This window comes from Streptomyces sp. NEAU-W12 (genome assembly GCF_026242095.1).
Taxonomy (GTDB): Bacteria; Actinomycetota; Actinomycetes; order Streptomycetales; family Streptomycetaceae; genus Streptomyces.
The window spans coordinates 201,934-217,155 of sequence record NZ_JAPJDM010000002.1; the positions used below are offsets into that span (position 1 = coordinate 201,934).

The 15,222-nt window shown below is 73.3% G+C and carries 9 protein-coding genes; 3 read left to right on the forward strand and 6 right to left on the reverse strand.

Going from position 1 to position 15,222, the window contains the following annotated elements; all coding sequences use genetic code 11:
• Positions 1-23 precede the first annotated feature (23 nt).
• The 4 genes from ORI94_RS03140 to ORI94_RS03155 form a co-directional block, all read right to left on the reverse strand.
• The gene (locus ORI94_RS03140; protein WP_266072136.1) at positions 24-1,259 is read right to left on the reverse strand and encodes a branched-chain amino acid ABC transporter substrate-binding protein; all 1,236 of its coding nucleotides are present in this window, start codon (positions 1,257-1,259) and stop codon (positions 24-26) included.
• A 939-nt stretch (positions 1,260-2,198) separates the two neighbouring features.
• Positions 2,199-2,678: a hypothetical protein gene (locus tag ORI94_RS03145; protein WP_266072138.1), complete on the reverse strand. Its 480-nt coding sequence runs from the start codon at positions 2,676-2,678 to the stop codon at positions 2,199-2,201.
• Positions 2,679-2,781: 103 nt separating this feature from the next.
• A complete protein-coding gene (locus ORI94_RS03150; RefSeq protein ID WP_266072140.1) occupies positions 2,782-3,276 on the reverse strand; it encodes a PaaI family thioesterase in 495 nt (164 codons plus the stop codon).
• A 71-nt stretch (positions 3,277-3,347) separates the two neighbouring features.
• The gene (locus tag ORI94_RS03155) at positions 3,348-5,627 is read right to left on the reverse strand and encodes an FdhF/YdeP family oxidoreductase (RefSeq protein ID WP_266072142.1); all 2,280 of its coding nucleotides are present in this window, start codon (positions 5,625-5,627) and stop codon (positions 3,348-3,350) included.
• 125 nt (positions 5,628-5,752) lie between these two features.
• Here ORI94_RS03155 and polA point away from each other — a divergent pair, with 125 nt between their 5' ends.
• Positions 5,753-8,479 (forward strand): DNA polymerase I, encoded by a 2,727-nt coding sequence (gene polA / locus ORI94_RS03160; protein ID WP_266072144.1) that lies wholly within the window; start codon positions 5,753-5,755, stop codon positions 8,477-8,479.
• A 630-nt stretch (positions 8,480-9,109) separates the two neighbouring features.
• Entirely contained in the window at positions 9,110-9,553 is a 444-nt protein-coding gene (locus tag ORI94_RS03165; protein WP_266072146.1) for a hypothetical protein, read from the forward strand.
• On the opposite strand, the gene ORI94_RS03170 is transcribed toward ORI94_RS03165, so the two are convergent.
• The gene (locus ORI94_RS03170; RefSeq protein ID WP_266072148.1) at positions 9,471-10,331 is read right to left on the reverse strand and encodes a DUF4184 family protein; all 861 of its coding nucleotides are present in this window, start codon (positions 10,329-10,331) and stop codon (positions 9,471-9,473) included. The genes ORI94_RS03165 and ORI94_RS03170 overlap by 83 nt on opposite strands.
• A 341-nt stretch (positions 10,332-10,672) precedes the next feature.
• Here ORI94_RS03170 and ORI94_RS03175 point away from each other — a divergent pair, with 341 nt between their 5' ends.
• Positions 10,673-12,490, forward strand: coding sequence for a lytic transglycosylase domain-containing protein (locus ORI94_RS03175; RefSeq protein ID WP_266072151.1), 1,818 nt, complete (start codon positions 10,673-10,675; stop codon positions 12,488-12,490).
• Positions 12,491-12,653: 163 nt separating this feature from the next.
• Here the strand turns inward: ORI94_RS03175 and hrpB are convergent, their stop codons facing one another.
• Positions 12,654-15,218: an ATP-dependent helicase HrpB gene (hrpB, locus tag ORI94_RS03180; RefSeq protein ID WP_266072154.1), complete on the reverse strand. Its 2,565-nt coding sequence runs from the start codon at positions 15,216-15,218 to the stop codon at positions 12,654-12,656.
• Between the last annotated feature and the right edge of the window lie 4 nt (positions 15,219-15,222).

Here is a 15,222-nt window from a genome sequence, read left to right on the forward strand (position 1 = left end):
GGCTCGGTTGGTGCGGGCTTGGGTCAGTCGGTGTAGGTGCCGGACTTGACGTCGTTCCAGTCGCCGTTCTCGACGGCGTAGACGGTGAGCTGCTTGTTGGTGGCGTCGCCGAACTCGTCGAAGGCGACGGGGCCGGTGACTCCGTCGAAGGAGACGTCCTGCATGGCGGCGGTGACCTTTTCGCGGGCGTCGTCGGGGAGCTTGCCGTCGTTGTCCTCGACGACCTTCTTGACGGCTTCGATGACGGCCCAGGCCGAGTCGTAGCTGTAGCCGCCGTAGGCCTCGTAGTCCTCCTTGTAGTTCCCGGCCTCGTAGTTGGCCACGAACTCCTTGGCGGAGGGGAGGTCTTCGACGGGGGCGCCGACGGAGGTGGCGAGGTCGCCGGTGCCGGTGGTGCCGGCGAGCTTGATGAACTCGGTGCTGTAGATGCCGTCGCCGCCGACGAGGGGGATCTTGGCGCCTGCGGCCTTGATCTGCTTGCTGAGGGGGCCGGCCTGGGGGTATTCGCCGCCGTAGTAGACGACGTCGGCGCCGGAGTTCTTGACCTTGGTGGCGACCGCGGAGAAGTCCTTGGTGTCGGGGTTGATGTGTTCGGTGCCCACGACGTCGCCGCCGAGTTTCTTGAACTCGTCGGTGAAGGTGCCGGCGAGGCCGGCGCCGTAGGTCTTCTTGTCGTCGATGACGAAGACCTTGCGCTTCTTGGAGTCGTTGTACAGGTACTGGGCGGCGAAGGGGCCCTGGATGGCGTCCGTGGTCGCGGTACGGAAGTAGGACTTGTAGGTGCGTACCGGCTTGGTCTGCCAGTCGGTGCCCTGGGTGAGGGCGGGGCTGGTGTTGGCGGGTGAGACCTGGACGAGCTTGGCGTCGTCGAGGACCTTCTGCATGGATTCGCCGACGGAGGAGTTCAGCGGGCCGACGACGCCGAGGACTTCGTCGTTGGCGACGAACTTGGTGGCGTTCTGCTGGCCGGAGGAGGGCTGTGCCTGGTCGTCGAGGGCTTCGACCTTGAAGGTGATGCCTTCGACGGTCTTCTCCTTGTTGGCGGTCTTGGCGGCGAGGTCCACGGAGTTCTTGATGCCGAGGCCCAGCGCGGACAGGTCGCCGGTCAGCGGCGCGTCGACGCCGATGACGACGGTGGTGCCGCCGTTGCCGGAGTCCGAGCTGCCGCCGCCGTTCTCGTCGCGCGAACCGCAAGCGGTGAGGGTGAGCGCTCCCGCCGCCAAGGCAGCGGTGACGGCGATGAGTGAACGTTGACGCACGATCCAGTCCTTTCCCCTGACGGTCGTTTCCCGGTGGAAACGGCCGAGTCGAGCGCGGGGCCGAAGTGATAATCGGGGTGCGCGGTGACTGGCCGTGACTCTAAGCGGGTGGGGGGAACGGGGAGGAGGGTCTGGACCAGGCTGTGACTCTCTTGTTATGACACGACGTATTGCAGAGCGGTACCGAGTGGGGGGAACGGCGGAATTCAAACCGTTTTGACCTGTCCGGATGCTGAGAAACCGCAGGACCGGGCGGGGTGTGTTCAGGTGTATCAGGGGTTTTGGTGATTACCGGGAATCGTTGCTGCAGGCGACCTGCAGGCGACCTGCAAGGCCAGGGAGAGGCCCTGTGCGTACCGGGGCCTGAGGATGAGGCTGTGGGTCTGCATTGCGTGCGTATTACGCAGAGTTACGTTCAGGAAAGGGAGTCCGGCGTTCCCCGGCAATCCTCCGCATTCCGTGATGCGCAGGGTGACGGCGACCTTGCGGGGGTCCCGCTCTTGTCCGAAAAAGGGTGCGCGGGCTGGAGGTCGCGGAAAGGCCGGCGTGTGGCCGGGATATGCGGGCGACGGTGGCCGGAGGGCCCGATTCCACGATGAGTTCGATGGTGAAGGTGAAATTCCGTTTGTCCGTGTCCGTGTCCGGGCCTGCGGGCCGCGGTTTCACGTGGCCGGTGGTCGTCGCTCCGGACGGCAACGGCGGTGCGGGCGGCGGGGGTGGCCGGGGCCGGGCGACGTGCAGGAGGGTGCCGGCCGTGAGGACGGCCGCCGCGGTGCGGGCGGCGAGTGCGGTCCGTCGGTGACGCCCGTACCGCCGCGTGAGGCACTCGTGGCGAGAGCCGAGGAGTCCGCGGAGGGCGTGGGGGCGTGGGGGCGTGGGGGAGCGGCGGGGTGGACAGGGGGCGGGTTCCGTCGCCGGGTTCCACGGGGCCGACGGCGTTCACCGCCAGGCGCCTTCGTCCGGTCCGCCGGCGCGGTACCGCTCGGCGCAGGCCTCGCGGACGTGACGGCCGATCACGTCGTGCGCGGCCGCGGTGCCCTGGCGCTCGCGGACGGGGCGGGCGGCGTCCACGGCGTCGCGCAGAATGTCGTACTGGCCGTTGGACAGGCCCATCGACTGGTAGTCGCCGTAGGGGGTGCCGTCCAGCACCTCGCGGGCCCAGTGGGTGACGATCCGTACGCACACGTCCTCGGGGGCGGTCGCCGGCGGTGAGGACGCCGGGGACGCCGACGGCAGGGACGGCGCCGGGGCGCCGGCGCGTCCGGACGGGCCGCATCCGGCTGCGAGGAGGACGGTCACGAGGGCAGCGGGTAACGCGGTCGTGAAGGCCGGCGGGAGGAGGCCGGGGAGCGGCGCCGGTGTGCGCAGGGGGCGGCCGGGGCCCCGCGTGGCGGGCCGGGTGGCGCCTCCCCGTTCCATGTCCGCACGGTAGGACGCCCACGCCTCCCGGGCAATGGGTGGGCGACGGGTGGTGCGGTGCGGTCACGCGCCCCGCACCACCTTGGCCGGCCGGTCCGTCGGGTCAGCCCGTCGCGGTGCCGGAGGTCTGCTGCGCGTCCTTCGGACCGAGGTCGCGCAGCAGGCAGGTCAGGCGCGCGGTGCACACCCGCTTGCCGGCCTCGTCGCTGATGACGATCTCGTACGTGGCGGTGGAGCGCCCCCGGTGCACCGGGGTGGCGACCCCGGTGACCAGTCCGGAGCGCGCGCCGCGGTGGTGGGTGCAGTTGAGGTCGACGCCCACGGCGATCCGGCCGGCGCCGCCGTGCAGCATCGACCCCACCGACCCGAGGGTCTCGGCCAGGACGGCGGAGGCGCCGCCGTGCAGCAGCCCGTAGGGCTGGGTGTTGCCCTCCACCGGCATCGTGCCGACGACGCGCTCGGCCGAGGCCTCCAGGATCTGCACGCCCATGCGGGTGCCGAGGTGGCCGGCGGAGAACAGGGCCCGCAGGTCCACGCCGAGCGAGGCGTACTCGTCGATGACCTCCTGCGGGAACGTGACGTGCTGCTGCTCTCCCATGGGGCCGGGCTCCGTTCGTCGTGATCCCTGAGGCGGTACGGCTGCGCCGTCGTACCGCACTGAGCAAACGCTCAGTCGGTCACGGATTGTTCCAGACGGACCACGACGGACTTGCTGGCAGGGGTGTTGCTGGTGTCGGCGGTGGCGTCCAGCGGCACGAGGACGTTGGTCTCCGGGTAGTACGCGGCGGCGCAGCCGCGGGCCGTCGGGTAGTGCACGACGCGGAATCCGGGGGCCCGGCGCTCCACGCCGTCCTTCCACTCGCCGACCAGGTCGACGTACGAGCCGTCCGCGAGCCGCAGCTCGCGCGCGTCCTCGGGGTTGACGAGCACCACGCGGCGGCCGTTCCTGATGCCGCGGTAGCGGTCGTCGAGGCCGTAGATCGTGGTGTTGTACTGGTCGTGCGAGCGCAGGGTCTGCAGCAGCAGCCGCCCCTTCGGCAGTTCGGGGTACTCGACCGGGGCGGCGGTGAAGTTGGCCTTGCCGGTGGCGGTGGGAAAGCGCCGCTCGTCGCGCGGGGCGTGGGGGAGGGCGAAGCCCGAGGGGTCGGCCACGCGCGCGTTGAAGTCCTCGAAGCCGGGGATCACGCGTGCGATGCGGTCGCGGATCGTCGCGTAGTCCTTCTCGAACTCCTCCCACGGCACCCTGCTGCCGGCGCCCAGGACGCGGCGGGCCAGCCGGCAGACGATGGCGGGCTCGGACAGCAGCCGTGCGCTCGCCGGTTCGAGGCGTCCGCGGGAGGCGTGCACCATGCCCATGGAGTCCTCGACCGTCACGAACTGCTCACCGCTGCCCTGCAGGTCGCGCTCGGTGCGGCCCAGGGTCGGCAGGATGAGGGCGCGCGCGCCGGTGACGGCGTGCGAGCGGTTCAGCTTGGTCGACACGTGCACGGTCAGCCGGGCCCGGCGCATCGCGGCCTCGGTGACCCCGGTGTCGGGGGAGGCGGAGACGAAGTTGCCGCCCATGGCGAAGAAGACCTTCGCCTCCCCGTCGCGCAGCGCGCGGATGGCCCGTACGACGTCGTAGCCGTGTGCGCGCGGCGGGGTGAAGCCGAACTCCTTCTCCAGGGCGTCCAGGAACGCCCCGGCGGGGCGTTCGAAGATGCCCATGGTGCGGTCGCCCTGCACGTTGGAATGGCCGCGCACCGGGCAGACGCCCGCGCCGGGGCGGCCGATGTTGCCGCGCAGCAGCAGGAAGTTGACGATTTCGCGGATCATGGGCACGGAGTGCTTGTGCTGGGTGAGGCCCATCGCCCAGCACACGATGACGCGCCGGGATCCGAGGACCATGCGCAGGCACGTCTCGATGTCCTCGCGCGTGAGGCCGGTCGCGGTGAGGGTGGCGTCCCAGTCGGCGGCGCGGGCGGCCTCGGCGAAGTCCTCGTAGCCGTGGGTGTGTTCACGGACGAAGTCCTCGTCGACGGCGTCGGGCGTGTCGATGATCAGCTTGTTGAGGATGCGGAAGAGTGCCTGGTCGCCGCCGAGGCGGATCTGCAGGAACAGGTCGGTCAGGGCGGCGCCGGTGGTGAGGCCCTTGGGGGTCTGCGGGTTCTTGAAGCGTTCCAGGCCGGCCTCGGGCAGCGGGTTGACGCTGATGATCCGTGCGCCGTTGCGCTTGGCCTTCTCCAGGGCGGAGAGCATGCGCGGGTGGTTGGTGCCGGGGTTCTGTCCGGCGACGATGATCAGGTCGGCCTTGTAGAGGTCCTCGAGCAGGACGCTGCCCTTGCCGACGCCGATCGTCTCGGACAGGGCGGAGCCGGAGGACTCGTGGCACATGTTCGAGCAGTCGGGCAGGTTGTTGGTGCCGAGCTCGCGCGCGAACAGCTGGTAGAGGAACGCGGCCTCGTTGCTGGTGCGTCCGGAGGTGTAGAAGACGGCCTCGTCGGGGGAGCCGAGGGCGTTGATCTCCTCCGCGATGATGTCGAAGGCGCGCTCCCAGGTGACGGGCTCGTAGCGGTCACCGCCCTCGGGGAGGTGGACGGGGTGGGTCAGGCGGCCCTGCTGGCCCAGCCAGTAGCCGCTGCGGCCGGCCAGTTCGGCGACGGGGTGCTCGGCGAAGAACTCGGGGGTGACCCGGCGCAGGGTGGCCTCCTCGGCCACGGCCTTCGCGCCGTTCTCGCAGAACTCCGCCGTGTGCCGCTGTTCGGGCTCGGGCCAGGCGCAGCCCGGGCAGTCGAAGCCGTTCTTCTGGTTGACGCCGAGGAGGGTCAGGGCCGTGCGTTTCACCCCCATCTGCTGGTGGGCCGTGCGCAGACTGTGGGCGACCGCCGTGAGGCCGGCGGCCGCGTGTTTCGGTCCGGCGATCTTCGGCGCGTCCTGGACCGGGTCACCCTTGGGCGGCTTGCTGGCCATCGCGCACTCCTCTTCGCGTACACGTGTGAGGTACGCCTCCGATCCTCGCACGGGAGGCGACGACGGAGGCCGGGCGTGAGCGGGGACGGGGCCGAGTGTCGGTGGGGCGTGGCAGGATCGGGGGCGTGGCAGAGACAGCAGCGAAGAAGACCGACCAGACCTCCGGCGAGGCCCGACCGCGACTGATGCTCATGGACGGGCATTCGCTGGCCTACCGCGCGTTCTTCGCGCTGCCCGTGGAGAACTTCACCACCGCGACGGGCCAGCCGACGAACGCGATCTACGGCTTCGCGTCGATGCTGGCGAACACGCTGCGCGACGAGGCACCCACGCACTTCGCGGTGGCCTTCGACGTCTCCCGCAAGACCTGGCGCTCGGCGGAGTTCGCCGAGTACAAGGCGAACCGCTCCAAGACCCCGGACGAGTTCAAGGGGCAGGTCGAGCTGATCGGGGAGCTGCTCGACGCGATGCACGCCCCGCGTTTCGCGGTCGACGGGTTCGAGGCGGACGACGTCATCGCCACGCTCGCCACCCGAGCCGAGGCCGAGGGCTTCGACGTGCTGATCGTCACCGGCGACCGGGACTCCTTCCAGCTGGTCTCCGAGCACACCACGGTGCTCTATCCGACCAAGGGCGTCTCCGAACTGACCCGGTTCACCCCCGAGAAGGTGTTCGAGAAGTACGGGCTGACACCCGCGCAGTACCCCGATTTCGCGGCACTGCGCGGCGACCCGTCCGACAATCTGCCCGGTATTCCCGGTGTCGGTGAGAAGACGGCCGCGAAGTGGATCAACCAGTTCGGTTCCTTCGCGGACCTCGTCGAGCGGGTCGACGAGGTCAAGGGCAAGGCCGGCCAGAATCTGCGCGACCACCTGGAGGCGGTCAAGCTCAACCGCCGCCTCACCGAGCTGGAGCGGCAGGTCGAGCTGGCCAAGGGCGTCACCGACCTGGAGCGGACGGCCTACGACCGCAAGGCCGTCACGATGATCCTGGACACCCTGGAGATCAGGAACCCGTCGCTGCGCGAGCGGCTCTTCGCCGTCGACCCCGGAGCCCAGGAGGCCGAGACCGCCCCGGTCGTCGCGGACGGCGTGGAGCTGGACGGGACCGTCCTGGGCGCGGGCGAGCTGACCGGCTGGCTCGCCGAGCACGCCACCCGCCCCCTCGGCGTCGCCACGGTCGACACCTGGGCGCTGGGAACCGGCTCGGTCGCCGAGATCGCCCTGGCCGCGGCCGCCGGACCGGCCGCCTGGTTCGACCCGGCCGAGCTGGACGAGAGCGACGAGCAGGCGTTCGCCGCCTGGCTCGCGGACGCGGACCGGCCCAAGGTGTTCCACAACGCCAAGGGTGCGATGCGGGTCCTCGCCGAGCACGGCTGGAGCGTCGAGGGCATCTCCATGGACACGGCGCTCGCCGCCTACCTGGTCAAGCCGGGCCGCCGCTCCTTCGCCCTGGACGCCCTGTCCCTGGAGTACCTGCACCGCGAGCTGGCGCCCGCCGCCGCGGCCGACGGCCAGCTGGCCTTCGGCGCGGACGACGCCGCCGAGGCCGAGGCGCTGATGGTGCAGGCCCGCGCGGTCGTCGACCTCGGTGAGGCCTTCGAGGGCCGCCTGCGGGAGGTGGGCGCCGCGGACCTGCTGCGGGACATGGAGCTGCCGACGTCCGTCCTGCTGGCCCGTATGGAGCGGCACGGCATCGCGGCGGACCGCGCCCATCTGGAGTCCATGGAGCAGATGTTCGCGGGCGCTGTGCAGCAGGCCGTGAAGGAGGCGCACGCGGCGGCGGGGCACGAGTTCAACCTGGGGTCGCCCAAGCAGCTCCAGGAGGTCCTCTTCGGCGAACTCGGCCTGCCGAAGACGAAGAAGACCAAGACCGGCTACACGACCGACGCCGACGCCCTGGCCTGGCTGGCCGGCCAGACCGACAACGAGCTTCCGGTGATCATGCTCCGCCACCGTGAGCAGGCGAAGCTGCGCGTGACCGTCGAGGGACTGATCAAGACGGTCGCCGCGGACGGCCGGATCCACACCACGTTCAACCAGACGGTCGCCGCCACCGGCCGCCTGTCGTCGACCGACCCGAACCTGCAGAACATCCCGGTCCGTACCGACGAGGGACGCGCGATCCGCCGGGGCTTCGTCGTCGGCGAGGGCTTCGAGTCCCTCCTCACCGCCGACTACAGCCAGATCGAGCTGCGGGTGATGGCCCATCTCTCCGAGGACGCCGGTCTCATCGAGGCGTTCACCTCCGGTGAGGACCTGCACACCACGGCCGCCGCGCAGGTGTTCACGGTCGAGCAGTCCGCCGTGGACGCGGAGATGCGCCGCAAGATCAAGGCGATGTCGTACGGCCTCGCGTACGGGCTGTCGGCCTTCGGGCTCTCGCAGCAGCTGAACATCGAGGCGGCCGAGGCCCGCGCCCTGATGGACGCGTACTTCGAGCGGTTCGGCGGCGTACGGGACTACCTGCGCCGCGTGGTCGACGAGGCGCGGGCGACGGGCTACACGGCGACCCTCTTCGGCCGCCGGCGCTACCTGCCCGACCTCAACAGCGACAACCGTCAACGCCGCGAGGCGGCCGAGCGCATGGCGCTGAACGCGCCGATCCAGGGCACGGCGGCGGACATCGTCAAGATCGCCATGCTGAACGTGGACCGCGCGCTGCGCGAGGCGGACCTCAAGTCCCGCTTGCTCCTCCAGGTCCACGACGAAATCGTCCTGGAGATCGCCCCCGGGGAGCGTCCGGCGGCGGAGGAACTGATCCGCCGGGAGATGGCCGACGCGGTCCGGCTCCGCGTCCCGCTGGGCGTCTCGGTCGGCGCGGGCCCGGACTGGGAGTCGGCGGCACACTGACGACACCGGGCGCGGCCGGGAGTGACGGGCGGTGGCAGAGGGAAGCGGGAGGGCTGCCGGCAGGCGCCGGCCGTCACCGCCCGGCCCCTCCCGTCCTCTGCCCGCCCCTGTGACCCGCCGGCGTCCTGTGCGGTTCCCGCGCGGGGACGCCGGTCACCAGCCCCTGATCCGGGCCCTGCGGCGACACGGGGCGGCGCGCCCGAGGCCGCCGGGACCCTCGGGATCGATCACCTGCCGTCAACCGCCTGCCTGCCGCCTGCCGCCACCCGCCGAGGCTCTCCGTCCTCGTGCGGCCGCAGTCGCGTCGCGGTACGGGGTCCGCGGGTGTCGGCTTGCTGCCTGCTGCCTGCTGCCTGTTGCCTGTTGCCTGTCGCCGAGGCTCTCTGTCCTCGTGCGGCCGCAGTCGCGTCGCGGTACGGGGTCCGCGGGCGTCCGCTCGCCGCCTCCGCCTGCCGAGCCGGCACGGCGGCATACACGCCGTGCCGCCGTCCCGCCCGCCCCGCCCTCCTCTCCTCGCACTGCTCACTGCTCACTGCTCACTGCTCACTGCTCTCCCCTTCCGGAGGCTGCTTCACTCGCGTGGACCGTACGGGCAGGCCGTCGGGTGGGCCGGGCGCCAGGATGCGGGTCATGGGTATACGCATGCTTCACCGCAGAGCGGCATCCCCGAGGGCCGCCGCCGACGGACCCACCCCCGAGGCGCCGTCGCCGGTTCCGGTCTTCGCGGCCGACGCGAGTACCGCCCGCACCCCCGTCCTCCCCCTCACCCGCGCGCTGCGCCGTACCACCGCGGGCCTCGGCCACCGCATCGCCGACGGCCCCTGGCGCCCCGGCCGTGCCGCGGGCCCCGCACTCCCACGCCCCGGCGAGCCGTTGCCGTGGCGGCTGTGGGCCGAACTCGCCCGCGGCTGTCTGACGCTCGCCCTCACGCTGCTGCCCCGGCCCCGCCCGGTCCGTACCGTCACCGTGTTCGTGGCGGCAGGCGAGACCCTCAGCGCGCGGCCGTACGGCTCGGCCGCTCCCTCTCCGCACCCCCGGGGGCCCCGGTGGCCGGGGCCGGACGCCACGCCCTGACCGCCCCGGCGTACACCGGCAGCGCGAGGACGAGCCCGGCGCCCGCCCCGAAACACACCGTGGGGATCAGCTCCCAGGGCTTCGCGACCTCGCCCCAGTAGGCCCACCAGCGCGAGGCCCGTTGCACGGCCCCCGCCAGCACGCAGCCGCCGAGCAGCGCGGCTGCTGCCCACCGGTCGGCCGCGGACAGCACCGGCACCCCCGCCGGCCCGGGGCGGGGTGTCGCACGGCGCAGTGCCCGTGCCAGGAACACGACGATCACCACCGCGGCCACCGCCGACCCGCCGTACTGCAGGTACCAGTACAGCGGTGAGCCCGCGATCTCCTGCCCCAGGACGGGGAAGACCCGCGTCCCCCACCGGTCGAGGTGCGTGAACTCGTCCCAGACCACGTGCGTCACCGCGCCCAGCACGGCCGAGACGTACCAGCGCGCCGCCAAGGAGGCGCGGACGCGTGCGCGTGGCGTGCCGCAGCGCAGCAGAGCGGCCGTCCGCCCCTGCCGCGACCGCGGCAGCAGCGCGACGAGCGGTTCGCGGACCAGGAGCCAGAGACCCACCAGCGCCCAGGCGATGCACACATCGACGGTGAGAACGCCCGGGAACGAGTGCGTGACCTTACCGAACTCCATCGCCCCGGACCGGACACCGGCCGCGTAGTAGGTCAGGTCCGGAGCGAGACTGCCCGCCACCAGCACCGCAGGTATCAGCGGCCCCCGGCCGGTCCCGTCGGTGCGTACGGCGGGCAGGACCGCCACCGCGTGGCTCAGTGTGAAAGGCAACCCGGCTCCTCGGGAGGGTGGTTGACCCGGTGGTTCGGCCCGGGCGCTCGGCGGGCCCCAGTATGCGTGACGCGCTCGTCCGTGACCGGGGAGAGAACGACTGTGGTCAACCGGTGAATACCGGGCATGAACGGGTGTCCGGGCAAAGGATGTTGCCGTAGGGTCGCGGGAGTTGCCGTGTCCGGTGCAACCGGCGGGGCGGGCCGCATCGTCGGAACGGATCGGTGCACCGGATCATCGCACCGGTTGGTGCCACCGACGGTCGCGGCCGATCGTCACCACAGGCGAGCGTGTCAGACGTCGACGGATGCTCCGGCGTCCACGGGGAGGGGATTCACTCTATGGCGGCGCATTTCGGCAGGAGGCTGCGCAAGGGAGCGGCGACCACCGCCGTGGCGGCGGCCGCGGTGGCGGCTCTGTCCGCGTCCCAGGCTCCGGGTGCGACGATCGACGGCCCGGGCGGCCGGACCTCGTCCGACGCCGCATCGGCGCCCGAGGAGAGCGCCGGCGATCCCGGCGCGACCGGCAACTCGCCGTACTACACGGACCTGCCGCCGCTCAACAGCCCCAACCCCGCGCCGTCCGCGAGCTCCGACACCATCGCCTCGGGCGCTTCCGAAGCGGGCATACCCGCGACCGTCCTCGACGCCTACAAGAAGGCCGAGGCCGCGCTGCGCGAGTCCAAGCCCGCCTGCAACCTGCCCTGGCAACTGCTCGCCGCCATCGGCAAGGTGGAGTCCGGCCAGGCCCGCGGCGGACGCGTCGACGTCGGGGGCACGACGACCTCCCCGATCATCGGCCCGCAGCTCGACGGCAACGGCTTCGCGCTCATCAAGGACACCGACAACGGCGAGTACGACGGCAACAGCGCCTACGACAACGCCGTCGGCCCCATGCAGTTCATCCCGTCCACCTGGGCGTGGGCCGGCCGTGACGGCAACGACGACGGCCGCGAGGACCCCAACAACATCTACGACGCCGCGCTGGCGGCCGGCCACTACCTGTGCCGCTTCGACTGGGACCTGTCCGACCGGGCGGACCTCGGCAAGGCGATCCTCAGCTACAACAACTCGACGGAGTACCTGAACACCGTCCTGTCGTGGCTGGAGTACTACCGCAAGGGCACGCACGAGGTCCCGGACGGCACCGGCACCCTGCCCGACAACCGCAGCGACGCCCACACCACGGGCCCCACCCCGTCGAGGCCGGGCGCCGGCCCGTCCGAGCCGGACACGCCGTCGACGAAGCCCGGCACCGGGCCCGGCAAGCAGGGCGGCGGCAGCGGCAGCACCAGGCCGCCGGCCTCGCCGGGCACACCGAGCACCCCGCCGGCCACGACCCCGCCGCCGGCCACGACCCCGCCACCGACGACAACGCCGCCGCCGACGACGACCCCGCCGCCCACCACGTCCCCCACGCCCACCGACACGGTGGACCACCTGGAGAACGCCGGTACCGGCAGGCTCACCGCGACGGCGGGCGAGACGTTCGCCGAGCGGATCAGCACCCGCGCGGAGACGGACGAGGGCAGGACCGTCGCGAAGGTGCGGATCCGCTTCACCGTCGTCGGCGACACCGACACCGTCTTCACCGGCGGCGAGAGCGTGGCCACCGTCCTCACCGACAGCTCAGGGATCGCCGTCGCGCCCGCACTCCGGGCGGGTGAGAAGACCGGCGACGTCACCGTCCGCGCCACCGTCGTCGGCCGCGTGGTGCCGGGCCTCGACTACCGGGCCACCGTCACCGAGCGCGTCGCCGACACCGTCGTACGCACCGATGACGAGGCGCTGACCTGCACGCCGGGCGGCGAGTTCGCCCACCGCGTCGAGGTACGGGCCACCCGCGACGGCGATGCCGCCGGCAAGGTCGCGGCCACCGCCACCCTGGTCACATCGGCCGACGACCCGACCGCCAACGACCAGGGCCCCTACTTCAAGGACGCCGACGACAAGGCCGTACGCACCCTCGGCGGCCTGAAGACGGACGCGGACGGCCGGTTGAAGCTGCCCCGGCTGTACGCGGACGACACCACCGGCACCTTCCTGCTCCGCATCACCCTGGCGGGTGGCGTCACCCTCACGGCCGAGCTCACCGTGGCCGCGGACGAGACCGCGACCCCCGGCCCGTCGGCGTCCCCCGGCCCCACCACCGGCGCGTAGCCGCGCCCGCGCGGGCACCCGCACGCACACAGGGCGTCCCCTCCGTCACCCCCGGAGGGGACGCCCTGTGTGCGTGCGACGTGTTCCCGCCCCGCCCGCCGTCACCGCGGTGCCGGCCCCGACGCCACCTGACGGCCCGTCGGTCCGGCCGTGGAGGATGAGGTCACCGCCCGAGCCGCGCGTTGGTGTGCCGGGTCGGTTCGGCGGCGGCGGGGTCCTCGGGCCACGGATGCCGGGGATACCGGCCGCGCAGCTCGGCGCGTACACCCTTGTAGCCGTCCTTCCAGAAGGAGGCGAGGTCGGCGGTGACGGCGGCGGGCCGCCCGGCCGGGGACAGCAGGTGCACCAGCAGGGGCACCCCGGCCACCCGCGGCGACTCCTGGAGCCCGAACATCTCCTGGAGCTTCACCGCGAGGACCGGCTGCCCGGGGTCGGAGTAGTCGATCCGGATCGCGGACCCGCTGGGCACGGTGATCCGCTCGGGGGCGAGACCGTCCAGGCGGGCGGCCTCCCCGGACGCCCACGGCAGCAACCGGCCGAGGGCCTGCCCGGCGTCGATCCGGGCCAGGTCGGCCCGGCGCCGGGCGCGGCTCAGCTCCGGCTCCAGCCACTCCTCCACGCGCGCGTGGAGCGCGTCGTCGGACACGTCGGGCCAGGGCTCGCCGGCCTGCCGGTGCACGAACGCCAGCCGCTGCCGCAGCACGGCCGCCCCGGCCGGCCACCGCAGCAGCCCGAACCCCTCCCGCCGCAGCCCGTCCAGCAACGCGGCCCGTACGAGCGCGGGCTCCGGGTCGGTGCGGGGCCGTACGGCCAGCTCGACGGCCCCCAGCCGCTCGACCCGCCGGGCGAGGACGTCCCCGCCGGCCCAGCGCACCTCCTCGCGCGTCTCCAGCAGGGCGCCGGCCGCCCACCGCGCGGTCTCCTCGTCGACGACCGCGCCGAGCTGCACACGCGCGTGGCCCCGCCCCACGGGCCGGTCGGCCGCGGCGACCGCGATCCAGGGCGCGCCGCGCAGCCCGGTACCCGCCCCGGTCTCGGCCCGCGTCCCGGACACCATCAGGTACGAACCGCCGTCCGCGCGGGCGATCCGCTCGGGGAACGCGAGCGCGGCCACCAGCCCGACCCGCGCGTCCTCCCCGTCCAGGCGCGGCGGGCCGGCGCCCGACGGCGAGGAGCCCCGTGAGGAGCCCTCCGGCGGCGCTGGTGCGGAGGTCCGCGCGGAGGCGTCCGGTGCGAGCGCGCGCAGCCGGCGCACCTCGGTCCGCCACCGCTGTGCGTAGGCGTCGTCCCCGCGCCGCGCGGCGCGCAGCGCGGCGGCGAGATCGTCCCCGTAGCTCCGCGGCGCCTCCTCGCCGATCAGCGCGACCACCTCGGCCGCGAGCGCCGGGCCCACGGCCGGTGCCGCGTCCAGCAGGGCCCGCCCGAGCCGGGGGTGCAGGCCCAGCCGGGCGAGCCGGGTGCCCCGCCCCGTGGCCCGCCCGTCGGCGCCGACGGCCCCGATCGCGGTCAGGACGGCCCCCGCCGCCGCCATCGCCCCGGCCGGGGGCGGATCGAGCAGGGCGAGCCCGGAGGCGTCGGGATCGCCCCAGCAGGCCGCCTGGAGTGCGAACGCCGTCAGGTCGGCCACCTTGATCTCGGGGGAGGGGAACCGCGGCAGCCGGGCGTCCTCCGCCTGTGCCCAGCACCGGTACACCGCGCCCGGCGCCTCACGCCCGGCCCGCCCCGCCCGCTGCCGGCCCGCCGCCTGCGAGGCCCGTACCGTCGTCAGCGCGCTCAGCCCGCGCGCGTGGTCGACGCGGGGCTCACGCGCGAGGCCCGCGTCGACGACCACCCGGACCCCCGGCACCGTCAGCGACGACTCCGCCACCGATGTCGCCAGCACCACCCGGCGCCGCCGTCCGGGCACCAGCACCGCGTCCTGCACGGCGGCCGGCGCCCGCCCGTGCACCTGGAGCACCTCGACGTCCGGGAGCGGCCCCAGCTGCCCGGCGACCCGGGCGATCTCGCCCACGCCCGGGAGGAACACCAGGACGTCCCCGTCCCGTTCGGCCAGCGCCCGCCGCACCACCGACGCCACGTGCGTCAGCAGCGCCGGGTCGACCCGCATGCCGTGCGGCGGCCGCGGCGGACGGCCGGGAGGCGCCCACACCACCTCCACCGGGTGCGCCGTGCCACGCGCCTCGACGACGGGCGCGTCGCCCAGCAGCCGTGCCCAGCCCGCCGCGTCGGTCGTCGCCGACGCGGCCACCAGCCGCAGCTCCGGACGCAGCGTCTCGCGCACGTCCCACAGGAACGCCGCCGCCGTGTCCGCGTCCAGATGCCGCTCGTGGCACTCGTCGAGGACCACGACGTCCACGCCGGTCAGCTCCTGGTCGCGTTGCAGCCGTTGCAGCAGCACGCCGGTCGTGACGACCTCCACGCGCGTGTGCCGCCCGGTCACCCGTTCCCCGCGCACCGTGAAGCCCACCGACTCGCCGGGCTTCTCGCCCAGCAGCCAGGCCATCCGCCGGGCCGCCGCGCGCGCCGCGATCCGCCGCGGCTCGGCGACCAGGACCCGCCGCGCGGGACCGTCACCTGCCAGTCCCGCCAGCACCAGCGGCACCAGGGTCGTCTTGCCGGTGCCGGGCGGTGCGACCAGGACGGCGGTGCCGCGTTCCCGAAGGGCGTCGGTCAGCGGGGGGACCGCCTCGCGCACCGGGAGGGCGTCGAGCGCGTCATGACGGATCACGCAC

Excerpts from the sequence above, each read along its gene's own strand:
- ORI94_RS03145 (WP_266072138.1), bottom strand. The coding sequence starts at position 2,678 with ATGGAACGGGGAGGCGCCACCCGGCCCGCCACGCGGGGCCCCGGCCGC.
- ORI94_RS03150 (WP_266072140.1), bottom strand. The coding sequence starts at position 3,276 with ATGGGAGAGCAGCAGCACGTCACGTTCCCGCAGGAGGTCATCGACGAG.
- ORI94_RS03155 (WP_266072142.1), bottom strand. The coding sequence starts at position 5,627 with ATGGCCAGCAAGCCGCCCAAGGGTGACCCGGTCCAGGACGCGCCGAAG.
- ORI94_RS03165 (WP_266072146.1), top strand. The coding sequence starts at position 9,110 with ATGGGTATACGCATGCTTCACCGCAGAGCGGCATCCCCGAGGGCCGCC.
- ORI94_RS03175 (WP_266072151.1), top strand. The coding sequence starts at position 10,673 with ATGGCGGCGCATTTCGGCAGGAGGCTGCGCAAGGGAGCGGCGACCACC.